Source organism: Clostridium sp., from assembly GCF_051654825.1.
Taxonomy (GTDB): Bacteria; Bacillota; Clostridia; order Clostridiales; family Clostridiaceae; genus Clostridium.
Genome location: NZ_JBOFYU010000076.1, coordinates 1 through 17417, shown reverse-complemented (window position 1 = coordinate 17417; position 17417 = coordinate 1). Strand labels below are relative to the sequence as shown.

Annotated in this window: 18 protein-coding genes; 4 read left to right on the top strand and 14 right to left on the bottom strand. The window is 28.0% G+C overall.

Going from position 1 to position 17417, the window contains the following annotated elements; translation table 11 throughout:
• The 5 genes from ACRDBA_RS04760 to sfsA form a co-directional block, all read right to left on the bottom strand.
• On the bottom strand, positions 1-691 hold a 691-nt coding region (locus ACRDBA_RS04760; RefSeq protein ID WP_438571776.1), incomplete at its 3' end, for an ROK family protein.
• 199 nt (positions 692-890) lie between these two features.
• Positions 891-1628, bottom strand: coding sequence for an amino acid ABC transporter ATP-binding protein (locus tag ACRDBA_RS04755; protein ID WP_438571775.1), 738 nt, complete (start codon positions 1626-1628; stop codon positions 891-893).
• A 10-nt stretch (positions 1629-1638) separates the two neighbouring features.
• A complete protein-coding gene (locus tag ACRDBA_RS04750; protein ID WP_438571774.1) occupies positions 1639-3072 on the bottom strand; it encodes an ABC transporter permease subunit in 1434 nt (477 codons plus the stop codon).
• A gap of 330 nt (positions 3073-3402) precedes the next feature.
• Entirely contained in the window at positions 3403-3903 is a 501-nt protein-coding gene (locus ACRDBA_RS04745; protein WP_438571773.1) for an NAD(+) diphosphatase, read from the bottom strand.
• Positions 3904-3959: 56 nt separating this feature from the next.
• On the bottom strand, positions 3960-4652 hold the full coding sequence (gene sfsA, locus ACRDBA_RS04740; protein ID WP_438571772.1) for a DNA/RNA nuclease SfsA: 693 nt from the start codon (positions 4650-4652) through the stop codon (positions 3960-3962).
• A 582-nt stretch (positions 4653-5234) separates the two neighbouring features.
• Between sfsA and ACRDBA_RS04735 the strand changes: the two genes are divergently transcribed.
• From ACRDBA_RS04735 to ACRDBA_RS04725, 3 genes are read left to right on the top strand one after another with little or no spacing between them, the layout of a single operon-like run.
• Positions 5235-5561, top strand: coding sequence for a PadR family transcriptional regulator (locus tag ACRDBA_RS04735; protein WP_438571771.1), 327 nt, complete (start codon positions 5235-5237; stop codon positions 5559-5561).
• Positions 5554-6306: a DUF1700 domain-containing protein gene (locus ACRDBA_RS04730; protein ID WP_438571770.1), complete on the top strand. Its 753-nt coding sequence runs from the start codon at positions 5554-5556 to the stop codon at positions 6304-6306. Before ACRDBA_RS04735 ends, ACRDBA_RS04730 begins: the two co-directional genes overlap by 8 nt.
• Positions 6306-7268, top strand: coding sequence for a DUF4097 family beta strand repeat-containing protein (locus tag ACRDBA_RS04725; RefSeq protein WP_438571769.1), 963 nt, complete (start codon positions 6306-6308; stop codon positions 7266-7268). Before ACRDBA_RS04730 ends, ACRDBA_RS04725 begins: the two co-directional genes overlap by 1 nt.
• A gap of 68 nt (positions 7269-7336) precedes the next feature.
• Here the strand turns inward: ACRDBA_RS04725 and ACRDBA_RS04720 are convergent, their stop codons facing one another.
• The 5 genes from ACRDBA_RS04720 to ACRDBA_RS04700 form a co-directional block, all read right to left on the bottom strand.
• The gene (locus ACRDBA_RS04720; protein WP_438571768.1) at positions 7337-7516 is read right to left on the bottom strand and encodes a hypothetical protein; all 180 of its coding nucleotides are present in this window, start codon (positions 7514-7516) and stop codon (positions 7337-7339) included.
• A gap of 170 nt (positions 7517-7686) precedes the next feature.
• On the bottom strand, positions 7687-7989 hold the full coding sequence (locus ACRDBA_RS04715) for a DUF3892 domain-containing protein (RefSeq protein WP_438571767.1): 303 nt from the start codon (positions 7987-7989) through the stop codon (positions 7687-7689).
• Between the two features lie 129 nt (positions 7990-8118).
• On the bottom strand, positions 8119-10518 hold the full coding sequence (locus ACRDBA_RS04710) for a cohesin domain-containing protein (RefSeq protein WP_438571766.1): 2400 nt from the start codon (positions 10516-10518) through the stop codon (positions 8119-8121).
• A gap of 479 nt (positions 10519-10997) precedes the next feature.
• Positions 10998-11441: a hypothetical protein gene (locus ACRDBA_RS04705; RefSeq protein WP_438571765.1), complete on the bottom strand. Its 444-nt coding sequence runs from the start codon at positions 11439-11441 to the stop codon at positions 10998-11000.
• A gap of 108 nt (positions 11442-11549) precedes the next feature.
• Positions 11550-12200 carry an FMN-dependent NADH-azoreductase gene (locus ACRDBA_RS04700; protein WP_438571764.1) on the bottom strand — a complete coding sequence of 217 codons (651 nt, stop codon included), beginning with the start codon at positions 12198-12200 and terminating at the stop codon, positions 11550-11552.
• 414 nt (positions 12201-12614) lie between these two features.
• Between ACRDBA_RS04700 and ACRDBA_RS04695 the strand changes: the two genes are divergently transcribed.
• Positions 12615-13958 carry a dicarboxylate/amino acid:cation symporter gene (locus ACRDBA_RS04695; RefSeq protein ID WP_438571763.1) on the top strand — a complete coding sequence of 448 codons (1344 nt, stop codon included), beginning with the start codon at positions 12615-12617 and terminating at the stop codon, positions 13956-13958.
• A gap of 142 nt (positions 13959-14100) precedes the next feature.
• Here the strand turns inward: ACRDBA_RS04695 and lnt are convergent, their stop codons facing one another.
• The 4 genes from lnt to ACRDBA_RS04675 form a co-directional block, all read right to left on the bottom strand.
• Positions 14101-15651 (bottom strand): apolipoprotein N-acyltransferase, encoded by a 1551-nt coding sequence (gene lnt / locus ACRDBA_RS04690; RefSeq protein ID WP_438571762.1) that lies wholly within the window; start codon positions 15649-15651, stop codon positions 14101-14103.
• 175 nt (positions 15652-15826) lie between these two features.
• Complete coding sequence (locus tag ACRDBA_RS04685) at positions 15827-16147, bottom strand: (2Fe-2S)-binding protein (protein WP_438571761.1); 321 nt, start codon at positions 16145-16147, stop codon at positions 15827-15829.
• 145 nt (positions 16148-16292) lie between these two features.
• Positions 16293-16925, bottom strand: a complete 633-nt coding sequence (locus ACRDBA_RS04680; RefSeq protein WP_438571777.1) for an ABC transporter ATP-binding protein — start codon at positions 16923-16925, stop codon at positions 16293-16295.
• Positions 16915-17417, bottom strand: a 503-nt coding sequence (locus ACRDBA_RS04675; RefSeq protein WP_438571760.1) for an ABC transporter permease, incomplete at its 5' end; no start/stop codon positions are given. The genes ACRDBA_RS04680 and ACRDBA_RS04675, both read right to left, overlap by 11 nt.

Sequence of the window (17417 nt, the reverse complement as noted above, 5' to 3'; positions counted from 1 at the left end):
TTACATATATAATATTAGATATTCCTAAAGCCAATGTATCTACTAATGAATTTATTTCCTCTACACATATACTATCTCCAGCCTTTGCTAAGTTAAATATTACTTCACCATTTATGTCACTATCCATTAAACCCTTTCTCCTAGCTACATTTTTAACTAATGATTTAGTTGAAGCCTTTTCTTGAAATGTTCCACCATCCATATTCATATATCCAACTTCTCCAGCACTATTGCTCCATCCATGGACAACCTCATTATTTATTATAATGCAGCCTCCGATTCCCGTTCCTATAGTCATACAAACGCATGATGATGTGCCCTTTGCCGCTCCAAGCCATACTTCTCCTAGAGCAGCACAATTAACATCATTTTCTACTTCACAAGGAAGGCTAAATTCCTTTTCTAACTCTTTTTTAATTTCTACCCCAATATAATTAGGTACTGCATTAGATGCATAAATTATTTTCCCTTCTGTGGGGTCTACCATTCCACAAGTTGAAATACATATTCCATCTATACTATACAAAGCTTTATATTCTGTAACTATATCCTTCATTTTTTCTAACAAATGAAATCCACCTTTATAAGCTTCAGTATTTCTTTGACCCTTTACTAATATTTTTCCGTCTTCATATATAACACCATGCTTAATAGATGTCCCACCTATATCTATACAAACATAACTTTTCATTTTTCACCTCATAAAACATAATAATATCATTTTTAATAATCTATTATTTTTACTTACCATTTATACTAATTAAACATAATAATATTTTAAAAAACTGTTATTATTTTAATACTAAATAAGGCGAAATATATATCTAACCTCTTTTTCTCTTTTCTTAAATAAACACCAAACTACTTTTTTATCACATATAAATTCATACTTAAATAAATTTTACATTTGATAAAAATTCTTTTGTTCTATTTTCCTTAGGATTTAATAAAACCTCTTCTGGAGTACCTTGTTCTATAATTACTCCATTATCCATAAATATAACCTTATCTGCTATATCTCTAGCAAATGATAACTCATGAGTTACAATAATCATGGTAGTATGCTCTTTTGCTAAATCCTTAATTACATTTAAAACTTCCAAAACCATTTCTGGATCTAAGGCAGATGTAGGCTCATCAAATAATATAACCTTAGGCTCTAAAGCTATTGCCCTTGCTATAGAAACTCTTTGTTTTTGCCCTCCTGATAGGTTTTTAGGGTATACATCCTTCTTCATATGCATGTTTACTTTTTCTAATATTTTTAATGATATTTCTTCACTTTTATTTTTATCTATTTTCTTTACTGTAATTAAGCCTTCCATAATATTTTGTAATACAGTTTTATTATTAAAAAGATTAAAATTCTGAAATACCATGGCAGATTTTTCTCTTAACTTTTTTACTTCGCTACTTGAGTGCTTTTCTGCATTTATTGAAAAATCATCTAATTTTACTATTCCCTTTTTAGGAATCTCTAAATAGTTTAAGCATCTTAAAAAAGTAGATTTTCCTGAACCAGATGGTCCTATAATTACTACAACTTCACCTTTTTTAACATTTAAATCTATACCTTTTAAAACTTCAAGTTCTCCATAATTCTTTTTTATCCCTAAAGCATTAATCATTTTGTTCCTCCTAATATACAGATAATTTCCTTTCTATTATCTTTTGTATATAATTAAATATTTCTATTAATATCCAATATGTAATTGCAATTGCTATATAACTTTCAAAGAATTTATAGTTAGTAGATGCAACCATTTGTGCCTTTGCTAGCATTTCAGCTACACCAATTGTAAATGCTAATGAAGATCCCTTAACTATATCTATATAAATATTTCCTATTGAAGGTATAGAAATTCTCATAACTTGAGGCAATATAATTCTTTTTATAGCTTGCATATTGCTCATTCCAATTGATAAACAAGCTTCCATTTGCCCCTTGTCTATTGCTTTAAAGGAACCTCTTAATACTTCTGAAATATATGCAGATGCATTTAACCCCAAAGCTATATATGTTGCAGTAAAGCCTGTCATCCCCTTTAATACTGGGAAAATTTGAGGAAGTCCAAAGTATAATAAAAATAACTGAACTAATAAAGGTGTTCCTCTAAAGAAAGATACATATACAGTCGCTATTTGACTTAAAACTGGCATTTTTAAATATCTAATTATTGCAATTATTATACCTATAGTTAACCCTATAACCATTGATATAATTGATAGTAAAATTGTTAATTTTATTCCTGATAAAATTGCCTTAAACAAATTACTTATAAAACTAGTACTACTTTTAACAGTAACATCTGTACTAAGCCACTTATTAGATATTTCTTCTAATGTACCATCATCCTTCATATCATTTAAAACTTTATTTACCTCTTTTATAAGAGTTTCATTTTCACTAGTTTTTTTAAATACTAAAGCATTTTCTACTTTTTCAAATGGTTCTCCTGACAATTTTAATGGTAGCTTTTTTTCATTTATATTTATTAATGCAGATATTTTATCTATAACTACAGCTTGTATTCTTCCAATAATTAAGTCATTAAAGGCTGCATCTGTACTTTGATATGTAATAATATTTGCTCCACTATCTTTTCCTTTTAATAATTCTTCATAATTACTTCCTAAATCAACACCAACATTCATTCCTGTTAAATCATCAATAGATTTTATTGATTCATTATCTAAACTAACTACTATTTGTGCCCCACTTTCTACATATGGATCTGAAAAATAATATTTTTCTTTTCTTTCCTCTGTAATAGTTATTTGATTAGAAATAACATCTATTTTATCTGAATCTAACATCCCAAAAAGGCCACTAAAAGATGCTGTTTTATGTTCAATTTTATATCCCAATCTTTTACCAATTTCATCCCAAAGATCTATTTCAAAACCTTGCACTTGGTTTCCTTCCATAAAGGTAAATGGATAATAAGTTCCAGAAGAACCAACTCTAATTGTCTTATTACTTTCTTTCTGTACATTAGCAAAAGTATTAACATTTATAATTAAAAACACCAATATTAATATAGTTGTTATTCTTGCTACTATTTTCTTCATCACTTTATCTCCTTTTTCTATTTACTTATAACTGTATTATATTAATTTAAATATTAATTTTTATCAATTAGTTACTTTTTTGTAACTACTCTAAAACTCTTTAATAATATTTATATTTTCTCCATTTAAACAGTAAAAATCCAACTAACTATTTATCCTTAAAATAGTAATTATAGTTATAAGTCCTTATCTATAGGCATGTACCTTGTTATCTTCCTCCTAAATAGAAAAGAGTGTTACAACGGCTATCCCTGATATAAAATATTCGATTAATAATACTAACTAAAAAAAACTGTATCTAGTTGAACTAAAAGTTCAGCTAGATACAGCTTAATTTCTTTCTTTTAATTTTTCTAAAATACTATTAACAACCTTTAACCCAATCTTATCTTCCTTCATTTCCTCTAATGCTTTTGAAAGCTTACACCATGAAATTTCTTCTACTTCAGTTGACTTGTTTATTTCCCCTGAAACATATTTAGCCACAAAAGTTATCATTAATATTTCTTTATCCTTAACAAAATTAGAACCTACATATTCAATATCACTAATTTCTAATCCAGATTCCTCTTTTACTTCTCTGTACACTGCTTCTTCTGCCGTTTCATTATGACCTACATATCCTGATAAAAGAACCTTAGAGTTCTTAAAAATATAACTTTGCTTTAATAATAGTATTTCATCATCTTTTATTATTCCAACCATAATACATGGCTTAGGAGTATCAAAAAACATCATATCATCATGAGAACAATAAGGCACTCCACCTTCATCCCAGCTATATTTTTCTTCAAGCTTCATTCCACACAAGGGACAAAATTTAAACTTCATTTATTCACCCCATTATTTTCCTTATATAATAATATTACTCTTATAATAACATTATACTATAACATTAAGTCAACTTGTTTATTTATAGTTATTTCCTCATCATTTACAATACAGTCATAAATAAATATATCTACATCTTTTTCTCTAGCTAATCTTAATGCCTTTCCAAATTCAGGATCAGTAACATCATTTGGTGCAAAACTCTTTACTCCTTCTAATTGAATTAAAAATAATATTCCAGCTCCATATCCTTGTTCCTTTGCATCTATTAATTCTAGTATATGTCTAGCGCCTCTTTCTGTTGGCGCATCAGGAAATCTACAATGTAAATTTTCTTCTAAAGTAACTCCCTTAACTTCTAAATAGTATTCTTTGCCCTCATCTGTGGATAATTTGAAGTCGAATCTACTTTTTCCAAATGTCTTTTCCTTTAAAATATTGTCGTATTTTCTTAATTTATCTATTTTTCCTTCTTGTAAGGCTTCAAAAACTACCTTATTTGGAATCTGAGAATCTATATTTATAAACATTTTTCCCTTTAAAGCTGCTATAAGATCATATTGAGTTTTACGATTTGGATTGTCTTCCTTTCTTAAAAACACTCGACAACCCTCTATTAAAATTTCTCTACAACGCCCAGTATTAGGGACATGTACTGTTATTTCTTCACCATCTAAATTTACAAGAGCATTAAATCTATTTGGTCTTTTTATAAAAATTGCTTCTTTTATTTCTTTATTATATTTCATTTTCTTCTCCTTAGTATCATTTATTTTTAGTTTTCCACATTCCGACTTTCTTATATTAAACTCTCAAAAAAGTTGTCCACAGGTTAATTAAATTCACTCTAGGTATACTGCTATTTCAGACAATATTATAACATTATCCACAGATTTTATCCACATTTTGTCCAAACTGTTGATAACTTTTCAAAGTTATGCACAATTGGAAATTTACCCTCTTCTATGGAATTACATGTAAACATATCTTTCGATAAAAATCATCATCTTGTTACAAACATACATTCTAACCATATATCTTGTGTCAATAGCTTTTAAAAAGTTTTCAACAGTTTTTCCGTTTTATCCACATTTTGTGGATAACTTTCCACACTTTCAACATATTTTCTTAAAAAATAAAGCTTTAGACATAGTTATACCACTAACTTATCAACATCTTAAGTTTTCCTTAATTAAATTTTATCATTTCCTTAAACATTATTTAGTACCTTGCATTATATAATACCATTGCATATACTTTAACTAAAGCAAAACAAAAAAACAAAATTTTATTTTTTACAAAATTTACTATATAATTAAGAAGGTGATTCTATGAATACACAATTAAAAAAAGGTGTTTTAGAACTTTGTGTTTTATCTGTTCTTTCAAGAAAAGAGTGTTATGGATATGAATTGATTAATGAAATATCAGAGCATATTAAAATTTCAGATGGAACTATTTATCCAATTTTAAGACGGCTTACTCAAGAAGGATATTTTACTACTTATCTACAGGAGTCCCAAGAAGGTCCTCCTAGAAAGTACTATAGATTAACAGAACTTGGCTACCAAACAAAAGATAGTTTACAACGTGAATGGTTAGGCTTTTCTAATTCAGTTAACAATATAATCATGGGAGGGATAGAAAGCAATGAATAAAGAAACCTTTTTAAATATTCTTAAGGATGGATTAAGCGACTTTCCTGAAGGTTCATTAGCAGATATATTATACGATTATAAAGAACATTTTGAAGTTGGCTTTAATTCTGGAAAAACAGAAGAAGAAATAATTAATGAACTAGGAGATCCAAATGACATAGTATTTCAATATAGAAATGGATACTTAAAATCATATGATTCTCCTACTGATGAGAATTCATTTAATGATTTTACCGAAATAAATGAGGCAGATTTTATTAATGAAGCTAAATTTGAGGATGTAAAATTTACTACTTCGAATGAAGAAAATACTAATAATGAAGATAAAAATAATGATTACTCATATAGCAAAGAACCCAAAAACACTACAAATAAAAATGTTAATAATATGCTTTTAGGTATTATTGTTTTAATACTTGTAGGGTTTTTATTTGGTCCATTTGCAGTTGGTTTATCTGTGTCTGTGGTTGGTGTTCTTATTAGCTTAGTAGCAGCATTTTTTGCCTTATCTATAGGTGGAATAGGTATTTTAGTTGGTAAGGTTGTAACTAATACAATTGGAGTATTTGTATTCCCAGCTTTTATACTTGATTTTCCTAATTCAGTTATAGCATTTATAGTTTTAGGTTCTGTACTTGGTCTTTTATTATTTTCAATATGTACCTATTACTTTGTTAAATTATGTATTCGCCTAAGCGTAAAATTTATCAACTGGATCGTTCCATTAATTAAGGGGGAAAAATAATGGCTAAAAAGAAATTAATAAGCACTAAAATGAAAATATTTATAGCATGTATTTTCCTTGGTTCAATACTATCCTTTAGTGCTGCTGGAGTATTATTATATAACAGTGGTTTTCAATTAAGTAACTATTTTGATTTTGATAATTATGATATTGGACTTTTTTACAATAATAGATTAAATGGATATGAAGTTTATACAGCTAATGAAAACTTAGATGGAGTTGAAAATTTAACTTTAGATTTTAATGGATATGACACATATATTGAAACTTACTCTGGTTCAACTATTGAATTATCTATAGAAAATTTAAATGGATCTAACTCAGAAATATCAAATTCTAATCCATTTAACATTTCTAGAGACAATGGTTCATTATCTATAAAACCTAATACAGATTTAAATAATGATTTATTTAAACATAGTAATTTTATAATAAAAATTCCATATTCATATGCTAAAAATTTAAACCTAAATATAATATCAGGTAATGTATCATTAACAAATCTTACTTTAAATGATTTAAGTGTTAAAACTATTAATGCTGATGTAATTTTAAATAGTACTACTTGTGAAACATCTAATATTTCCACTACTAATGGTTATATTGATGCAAATACATTTACTAGCAAAATTCTAAGCTTAAATACTGTTGATGGTAACATCTATTTTTCACCACTTATTGGTGAAGTTTCACTTTCAACTATAAGTGGTAATGTTTCATTAACACTATCTAATTCATTAACAAAGCTAGATGTAGTAAGTACATCTGGTGAAGTTGAATTAACATTACCTAGTTCACCTAATTTTGCTGTTAACTTTTCAACTGTAAGTGGTGACTTATATAATAGTTTAAATGATTCATTTGCTTCTGAAAACCAAGAAAATATTAACTTTAATTTAGGTAATGGAGATAATAAATTAAATATAAAAACTGTAAGCGGAAATTTATCTCTATATAATTAAAAATAAATTTCTCAAATTAAAATAATAGCACCTAATAAGATTAATTCTTCTTATTAGGTGCATTTTTATTATATACTCTTAGCTTGTCTACCTTTGAAATATGCAAATAAATATTGTACTATAAATGCCATTGGCCCAACAAAAATTGTAGCCGCTACCCATAATATGCTTTGTCCTTTTTCTTTTGTCATTTGGAATGATGCAAAAGCTGTAAGTGCTATAATTAGTAAAAATGAAATTGTGTTCATATTTATCTCCTTAAGTTTTATCTTTTGTTTTATATTGTATGTTATAAATCATACATAATTATATATTAAATTTCAATATATTAAATAATACCAAAATATTAAATTTCTTTGTACATATTTTTTTTAAAAATAAAGGGATAACTTTATCGTTATCCCTTAAATTTATTAAATTACTCATTTATTGTAGGTAAAGAACTTAAGTTATTACCTTCTGTATCATCAGGTAAGCTTCTTAAATATTCTTCGCCTTTTTTAGATACCCCTACAGCAACTCCTGATATTCCACCGGCTCTAGCTATTTGTACGCCTTCTTCCTTAGATACTCTTTCACCATTTGAAAGCTCATATCCTACAACTTCTCCAGAATGTTTTATTAAAGCAGTTATTGAGTTTGCATTGCTATTTGGTGTTGGAACCTCTTTATTGATATTAATTGGTAACCCACCCATCATACCATCATGCTCATTGTTCATAAATAACACCTCCGCTAATTATAACTAAAATATAAGTTATATTATTCAATTTTTTCAATTGAATTTTAACTTAGTGTTATTTTGTCCTTTTAAACATCTTTAATACTATTTATTTTATAAATTATTTTATTAGTTTTTATTAGTTCTAACATTTATAGATTGTGGCTTTGATTCTTTTCCGTTAGAGAACTTAGCTGTTACCTTAAATCCATAAATAGAATTAGCTCTTAATCCAGTTGCTTCAAATTCTGTAGTTCCTACTGGTACTCTAGCAACTACCTTACCATCTTTATAAACAACATATTCTTCTAGTCCAACAGTGCTTTCTGGAGCTTCCCATCCTATAATTGCACTATTATTAGTTTTTTCTATTATTTCAAGGTTATTTACCTTTCCTACAATTATTTCCTTATCATCTTCAACTTCCTTAACAGTAACCTTTGTACTAGCTAATTCTAAGTTGCTTACTTCACCTTCTCCATTTCCTATTTGAGCTACTGTTACAGCTAACTCTTCATCAGCAGAAATTATTTTTGATGTTAATTTAACCTTAACAACTTCTGAATTACTAGCAATAGGTGTTCCTAATGAAGATGCTACTATTCTAACTTCACCTTCCTTAACTTTTGATGCAGTTGCAAATATACTTTCATTTGCTCCTTCTACAGCATCTAGCTCAAATACATCTGGATCATAAGTAAATGTAAAGTCTGTTGCATATCCTTCTAATCCTTCTTTTAATTCTGAAACACCTAAAGTAACATCAAGCTTTTCACCAACTACAATTTCATTTTCTGCAGAAATTGAAACTTTTCCACTAGCTTCTGTTTCTTCTGATGCTTTAGGGGTAACTCTATAAGTCTTAACTCCATGTGCTGGAATACTTTCTCCAACTATTTCTGATTCAACATTAAACTCTTCCTTAGTCCATAATTCCTTAACATCATAACTACTAGCCGCTGCAAACTTATCTTCATTTACTAATTCAACACCTTGCATAATTTCATCCATAGTAACTGAAATATTTGCACTATTTGAACCTCTATTAAGAAGAACTATACCTACATCTCCATTTTCTAAAGGTTTTACTATAACTTCTAAATCTCCATTATCCTTTATTCTCTTCCCTTGAACACCTAATGGATCTTGATTTAAAGCTATAACATCTTTATTTGTAAGAACTGCTTTAACTTCATCTGACATGTTTCTTATATCATTACCTATAATTAGTGGTGCAGCCATAATAGACCATAATGAGAAGTGAGATTTACTTTCCTCATTACTTATTCCTTCTAATCCAACTACAAGCATATCCGGATCATTCCATCCATTTGGACCCGCATACTCATCTAAAACTACATTTTCATCATAAATTCCCATTACCTTTGACCATGAACCTCTACCAGCTTCAGCTGTTATATCGTAAGTAGTTCTCCACATATGACCTAAATCATCAGCCCAAAGCCATGGCTCATTTGATCCCCATTCACATATACTTAAAAGAACATCTCTTCCTGTATCTTCAAATGCTTTAGCCATAGTTTTGTAACTATTATATGCCTCTTCCATATTTGCTTCTTTATTAGTTGGATTATATAATCTTATTTTATTTTCTCCAGCCTTTAAATTAAGATCTACTGTTAATGTTTTAGCATCTGATGTATTCCATGAATTTGTACGTGGACACTCAAATCTATTTATTCTTTCTCCATTAACATCTATAGTTAGTGGTCTATTTGCATCTGCACCTATATATTTTACACCAACAGAATATGTTCCATCCTCAGGAACATTTAAGGTAACTATAACTTCACCTTCTCCATTTCCTACGAATCCAACTAAACCTTGTGCATTTACTCTTGCACCACCTACAAGTTCTCCATTTTTTGACTCTACAGAAGTTTTAAATTCACCCTTTGTAGCTGTTACTAATCCTAAATCTGGAGCCCAACTATTTTGATTAACATTTGGATTTCCACAGAAATCATATTTAAAGAAATCTACTCCCCAATCTGCAAATTGTTTTGCATCACTTTCCTCATGTCCATAGCTTCCTGGTAACCCCATACAAGTAACATTACCAGCTGAATTATACATACCAAATTTCATTCCTTTTGCATGTACATAATCTGAAACTGGGTTAAACCCATTTGGAAATCTCTTTTTATGTGGAACTAATTTTCCATTTTCATCTCTTTTATTTTCAATATAACCATCATCAATTACTAGATAATTATATCCAGCATCTACCAATCCAGTTTCAACCATAGCATCTGCTACTTCCTTCATTAAGTCCTCTGAAATATTTCCCATAAAGGCATTCCAGCTATTCCATCCCATTGGTGGAGTAGGTGCCAAGTCCTTTTTTTCATAAACGTTTTCATCATTGTTAACAATGCCATTCTGAATTGTATTAATAGAAGTTTTTTCATTTTCTCTTGCTGATGTATACGCTGATGGATTAATTAATGATGCTAACATAACTGCACATCCAACTAATGCAACAACTTTCATTTTACTTTTTTTCATAATACCCTCCACTTTACTTTTATATTTCTGTAAAATTTTTGTAATTTTCTTACAATTTAAATTCTATCACTTATTCTTTTTCCAAACAATAAAATATTTTCCTTATATTTACTTATTTTTTACCTAATTATTTTACTATTCTAATTTTTTTTTACTTTGATTAATTTATTTTATTTTTTTCAATAAATTAATTTATTAATACTTTAATATGGTGTTAAAATGCCTATAAAATTATATAAAGTTTTTATAAATACTCTAACTATAAAGTTAACTTCTATATGTCTTTCTCTATAACTAAATTTAAAATGTAAAAAATAAAAAGCATTTAGCTAGATTTATTATTCTTGCTAAATGCCTTATTTTAACTTTTAATATTCTTTTTATATTATATAGTCTTAGTAATACTTTTACTTAAAAATTATAAATGAAAGTATATTAATTACTTAATATAAACTAGACTTATCTAAAAATCTTCACTTTTACTTATTTATAACTTCTTCAGCCTTAACTTTTAGAATCTCCATATTATTTTCTGAATTTACTTTTTGTAAATCATATACATCTGTATAAGTAAAGAAATAATTTGCAAAAGCTATTTTATTAGCTCTAGAAACTCCTAGTTTCTCTGCTATATTATCTAAAAAGTCTACTTCATTTTCCTGGTATTCTCCATCTATTAAAGCTAATCCTATTAACTCAAAATATATTATCCTCTTTATTCTATCAGAAGACTTTTCTAAAGTTTCAATTATCTCATCATGAGATAGAGTTTTTATATTTCCTTCATTTATATGTAATTCTTTTTTGTATCTTGAAATAAGCTCTTTTTCTTCTTCTGCAAAATCATTATCTGATTCTGCAAATTCTGATATAAGATTCACAAACGCCATTGCTTCTTCTTTATTTAATTCATTTAAAAACATATTTATTCCCCCTGTAACTCTTTTAAATATTAATATAATTATATCTAATGTCTCTTCCTTTTTAAATATACTCTTTGTGAACTTTTAGTTACCTTTTATATAATATATTTATCCCTTCCAAACCTCTGATATTACTTCATCTATTTTAGTTTTTGCTTTTTCTATTGCTTCATTTTTTTCTTCCTCTGTTGTACCTGTTCCATCTACTAAAATTTCCTCAAACTTCTTTATTCCCAAAGTTCCCATAATATCATCTACATAATTTAATCCCTTATTTAATATTGGTCTTAATAGCCATGGGATATTACCTCCTGATGATTGGATATAGACCATCCCTCTAGGCTTATCATCTAATAAACCTTCTACCTTACTTTCAGTTATCTTAATAGTTTTTCCATCCATAACTACACAATCAATATATTCCTTTAATGGAGCTGGGAAGGATAAACTCCACATTGGTGCTGCTATTACATATACATCTGCCGCCTTAAATTGATCTGTTAGTTTTACTATTTTATGCACTTCTTCTTGAGATTTCTTATCTAGCTTAGCTAAAGCTTCTTCATTTACCATTGCACTTCTTTTTTCAAAGTACTGATATTCTAATCTAGGTATATGAGATTCATAAAGATCTAGTTCTTCTAAAGTAAAATCTTTATGCTTTTCTAAAAATCTATCTACAAAAGCCCTTCCAACAGTTTTACTTGCTGATAATTCCTCTGGCTTTGAATTTACAGTTATATATAATAATTTATTCATTTTATTCACCTCAAATTTATTTTTATATTTACTATTATTTACTTAAACTTTAAAGCTATTCCATATTTTTTATAATTACTAAAAAACTTAAACCTTATGCTATATTTAAAACCTTTATCCAATTATTCTCAAATATATTTGAGATAAATTTAAATTTTCTATATATCTATCTACTTTTTCAATTATACTTTTGTAGAATATTGACATATCTTCTATTCTGATGTATATTATTTTCAATAGGATACCTTTAAACTAGTCCTGTGAGACTAATAAGGCAGAATGCATAATTATAGTATTTTTCCTAACAGAGATAAAAGTTAGGTTCATATATAGTAGCGTATTTAAGCCTTAATACTTAATGGTATTAAGGCTTTTTTTTATGGTGTCCTATAATGAAACTTTTTAGGAGGCACTATGAAAACAAAAAATAAAAATTCTAATAAACTTGCCATTAATATGGCTATAGCACTTATCTTAGGTCTTATTGCTGGTACATCATTTATATTCTTAAGAGAATACTTAATTAATGGTGGACAAGCCGACTTATGGACAACAATAAATAAAGTTCTATTCCAAGACATAACAGCTGCTGAAGGAGCTAAAGCCTTTGGTATCTTCTATATAATTGGTCAATTATTCGTAAATTCATTACAATTAGTAATAGTACCAATGGTATTTACTTCAATAGCCCTTGCAATGTGTAGAATAACAGACACTAAAAAACTAGGTCGTATATCATATAAAACAATACTTGGTTTCTTAGCTACATCAGTTTTTGCATTAGTCTTAGCTGGAATCTTTGGTCTTACAGCTAACAAGCTTGGATTATTCAACGTAAGCATTACTGATATTTCAGCTTCAACAGGAAACACTGGTAATAACCCACTTTTAGTATTATTGCAAGCTGTTCCAAATAACATAACTGCTGTATTCTCTGAAAATGGTAAGATATTAGCTATTGTATTCTTAGCTGTTGTTACAGGACTTTCACTTAATAAATTAGGTGATGAAATTCAAGTTTTAAAGAAATTATTAGAAGATATAAACAAAATAATAACTGTATTCTTAACATTTGTTATTACTAAATTTGGTCCAATAGCTATCTTTGTTTTAATAACTAGAACATTTGCAATTTACGGTATTGATCACTTAAAGCCAGCTCTTGCCTATGTTGTAACAGTAGTTATTGCATTATTAGTATTCTTAGTATTTGGATATGCTTTATTTATCTTTATAGCTGCTAAGCTTAACCCTATAGTATTTATTAAAAAAATATCTAAGGTTGCTTTATTTGGATTCTCAACATCTTCATCAGCATCAAGCTTACCGCTTAACACAAAAACTACTGTTGAAGAATTAGGCGTTAACGAAGAAATAGCATCATTTGTACTACCACTTGGTATGACTATAAATATGAACGGAACTGCAATAATGCAAGTTATAGCAGCTATATTCATAGCTTCAAGTGCTGGATATGATGTAACTATAGGAAGTATCTTAATAATTGCAGTTTTAGCTCTAATATCATCAATTGGTACACCTGCTGCACCAGGTGCTGGAGCTATAATACTATTTACAGTTTTAACTGGAATGGGATATCAAAATGATGCTGCACTACTTGCTTACTCATTAATACTTGCAATAAACAGACCTGTAGAAATGTTAGTTACTTCACTAAATGTTGTTGGAGATGCTGCTACTGCTGTAGTTGTTGCAAAATCAGAAAAATCATTAGATGAAAATATATATAATGCATAAATTAATCTTATAGAGAGATACTATAATTATTGAATTACTTCAATACATAGAATCTTGAGTCGTTTAGGCATACTCATTGTATCCTCTACTTGTTTAATTTAAATTACTTAAGGGATGTTATTTTATAACATCCCTTTTAACTTTATATAATTTTTTTTCTTTTTATAAATATCATTACCACTATCCACATAATAGCTGAAAAGACTATAACTTCTCCTAACATTGTATATAACGTCTTTTCACTAATTAAATTAACTTCTTCATTTATAAAGCCTTCTACTAATGGATCAATCTTTGCTATAACCTCACCCTTATTAGTTATAACTGAAGATATTCCTGTATTAGCAGCTCTAATAACATATCTATTATTTTCTACAGCTCTTAATATTGCTTGATTATTATGTTGAACCACTGCTGTAGAATCCTTAAACCATGAATCATTCGTTAAAATAGTTATTAGTTCACCACCATCATTAATACTTTTTCTTATTAAATCTGGAAATATACTTTCAAAACAAATAATTGGTGCTATCTTTCCGTATATGGTCTCCACAACTTCTGTTTCTGTTCCTGGAGTAAGATTATTTCCAAGGGTATTTAATTTATCTAATCCAGGTATAAACTTAAATATTTCATTATAATAAGGTATGTATTCTCCAAAAGGAACTAAATGTCTCTTTGAATATATTCCACTAATATCACCCTTATTATTAAATGTATAAACTGAATTATAGTCTAAGTCACCTTTTAATGTTCTTTCACTATAAAATCCACCAGTTATAAAGTGAATATTATTATCTATTGCTATAGACTTAGCCTTTTTCATTACTTTATCTTTCTCAAAAAAATTAACTGGCATTGCAGTTTCTGGCCAAATCATAATCTCTATTTCTTTACCTTCCATCTTTGCATTATCTAAGGCTTCCTTTGATAATCTTTCATATGTAACTAGGCTATCATCTAAAGCATTGCTTTTCCACTTTTCACTTGAAGATATATTTCCTTGAACTACTGATACATCTATTCTTCTGTCATCATATTCCTTATTTAAATTGTAATATCCAAAAGCTATATTAGATATAAATATTAAAGCTATTCCTATTACTAAATTTTTAATATGTAAATTTTCTTTTCTTTTAATTATTATGGTTGCTATCATTGCATTTATAATAACTACTAAAAATGATATAAATAAACTTCCTAGTAATGAAGCACTTTGAATAATATATATATTTGGAGCTTGTGATACTGCTATCTTTCCCCAGTTAAAACCTAAGATACCTAAGCCTTGAATCCACTCAATTAATATCCAAATAAAACTTATAGAAATAATATTTAAATAATATTTTTTTCCTTTAGTAAACTTAAATATTATAGGTATTAAGGATAAAAATAACCCTTCTATTAAGCTAAATCCTATCCAACCTAAAACTATTACAATAATACTATCCTTATTGCTTAGTCCAAGCCAATTCAATGGATACATTTCAAATAACCATAGTAGTAAAAATAAATAAAATGTTACTCCATAAGCTATTCCATATTTAAAGGCTTTTTTTGATGTTAGCTTTTCATTAAACACCACATAGAAATATGGAACTAGCCCTACCCATGCTATTAATGATAATTCTTTAAAAGTAAAACTTAATCCCATCATAAAAGCTGATAATAAAATCAATATATAATTTTTCATATGAACCTTCCTCTTTTGTATGATACTAATTTTATCAAATTAGTATTAGATAACTTTTAACTTTTTATAAATAAACTTTGAATTTATTTATAATCAAACTATTTCAACATAAAAAAGGCCTAGACAATAAATATCTAAGCCTTCACTAATACAAACAATCAACAGGAGTAGTTAATTATCTTTTTAACTCTATAACGTTTTGAACAAGTGCTTTACATCTTCCACAAGCTGATCCAGCTTTAGTAGCTTCTGCAACCTTCTCAGTAGTGTCAGCTCCAGCCTTAACTGCTTCTACAACTTCTTCTAAAGATACTTTACGGCATCCACAAACTGATGATAAAATGTTTTCGATTTCTCCAATACATCTTCCACATCCAGTTCCTGCACCAGTAATTTCTTGGATCTCTTCTACTGTACGAGCTCCATTAATCATTGCTTTTCTTATATCTACATAGCTTACATTTCTGCAACCACAAACTATTCTATCTCCAGCCATAATCTTACCTCCAATAATTAATAATCAATTTATTTTATTATATAATAATAGTTATTAATTATCAAGAGTAATTTTAAAATTTATCCTAGTGAAAAATAACCATATTATATAAATCTTATTAAAGGTATTTTATTAATTAATATAATTATACTCGTATAACCCTATCACTAATTGCATTTACATCTTCAATATCATGAGTTACAAATATACATGTTGTATTTGATGCTTTAATTATTTCCTTTAATTCAGCTCTTATTTTTCCTCTTAAGTGGCTATCTAAATTACTAAAGGGTTCATCCATTAATAATATTGATGGCTTTGGTGCTATTGCTCTAGCTAATGCAACTCTTTGCTGTTGTCCACCTGATAATTCATAAGGATATCTTTTTTCATATTCTTCTAAATTTACTAGTTTTAAAACTTCAGCTACTCTCTTTTTTTGCTCATCCTTACTTATTTTATGTAATCCAAACTTTATGTTTTCATATACAGTTAAGTGAGGAAAAAGTGCATAGTCTTGGAATACCATTCCTACTCCTCTTTCTTCAGGATGTAAAAACACCTTATCATTAACTACTACCTTATCTTTTATCTTTATTTCTCCACTAGTTGGCTCTTCTAATCCTGCTATTAATCTTAAAACAGTACTTTTTCCACATCCACTAGCCCCTAATATAGAAACTATTTCTCCTTCATTTATCTCTAATGAAAAATCCTTTATTACTAAATCCTTTGAGTTATCATATTTAAAACTTAAATCTTTTACCTTAACTTGCATCTTTTTCACTCCTTTTTTCTCCAATTATATGAAATATGTAAATAGACACTATACTTACACCTATTATTATTAATGCTGGTATTGCAGCCTCATGTAATCTTTCATCACTTGCAAACTTATAAGTTTGAGTTGCTAATGTTTCAAAATTAAAAGGCTTTAATGTCATTGTTAATGGAAGCTCTTTTAAAATATCTACAAAAGTTAATATAGTTGCACTCATTATTGCTCCCTTTATCATCTTCATATCTACTTTAAAGAAAGTTTGTGTTACTCCCATTCCTAGCATTCTTGATGCTTCAAAATATCTATTTCCTACCTTTTCAAATCCTGATTCTATATTGTTAAACCCTACGGCTAAAAATCTTATTACATATGCAAATATTAATATTGCTACTGTTCCACTTAAAACTAATGTTTTATTTGTTATTCCTATAGCTTCATATACCCCACCTAAGGATCTATCTATTGAAATAAAGAATACTATTACTCCAA

Coding starts and splice junctions, on each gene's coding strand:
- ACRDBA_RS04700 (WP_438571764.1), bottom strand. CDS start 12,200: ATGAATAAATTATTATATATAACTGTAAATTCAAAGCCAGAGGAATTA.
- ACRDBA_RS04705 (WP_438571765.1), bottom strand. CDS start 11,441: ATGTTTTTAAATGAATTAAATAAAGAAGAAGCAATGGCGTTTGTGAAT.
- ACRDBA_RS04685 (WP_438571761.1), bottom strand. CDS start 16,147: ATGGCTGGAGATAGAATAGTTTGTGGTTGCAGAAATGTAAGCTATGTA.
- ACRDBA_RS04720 (WP_438571768.1), bottom strand. CDS start 7,516: ATGAACACAATTTCATTTTTACTAATTATAGCACTTACAGCTTTTGCA.
- lnt (WP_438571762.1), bottom strand. CDS start 15,651: ATGAAAAATTATATATTGATTTTATTATCAGCTTTTATGATGGGATTA.
- ACRDBA_RS04695 (WP_438571763.1), top strand. CDS start 12,615: ATGAAAACAAAAAATAAAAATTCTAATAAACTTGCCATTAATATGGCT.
- ACRDBA_RS04755 (WP_438571775.1), bottom strand. CDS start 1,628: ATGATTAATGCTTTAGGGATAAAAAAGAATTATGGAGAACTTGAAGTT.
- ACRDBA_RS04745 (WP_438571773.1), bottom strand. CDS start 3,903: ATGAAGTTTAAATTTTGTCCCTTGTGTGGAATGAAGCTTGAAGAAAAA.
- ACRDBA_RS04730 (WP_438571770.1), top strand. CDS start 5,554: ATGAATAAAGAAACCTTTTTAAATATTCTTAAGGATGGATTAAGCGAC.
- ACRDBA_RS04735 (WP_438571771.1), top strand. CDS start 5,235: ATGAATACACAATTAAAAAAAGGTGTTTTAGAACTTTGTGTTTTATCT.
- sfsA (WP_438571772.1), bottom strand. CDS start 4,652: ATGAAATATAATAAAGAAATAAAAGAAGCAATTTTTATAAAAAGACCA.
- ACRDBA_RS04710 (WP_438571766.1), bottom strand. CDS start 10,518: ATGAAAAAAAGTAAAATGAAAGTTGTTGCATTAGTTGGATGTGCAGTT.
- ACRDBA_RS04680 (WP_438571777.1), bottom strand. CDS start 16,925: ATGCAAGTTAAGGTAAAAGATTTAAGTTTTAAATATGATAACTCAAAG.
- ACRDBA_RS04715 (WP_438571767.1), bottom strand. CDS start 7,989: ATGAACAATGAGCATGATGGTATGATGGGTGGGTTACCAATTAATATC.
- ACRDBA_RS04750 (WP_438571774.1), bottom strand. CDS start 3,072: ATGAAGAAAATAGTAGCAAGAATAACAACTATATTAATATTGGTGTTT.
- ACRDBA_RS04725 (WP_438571769.1), top strand. CDS start 6,306: ATGGCTAAAAAGAAATTAATAAGCACTAAAATGAAAATATTTATAGCA.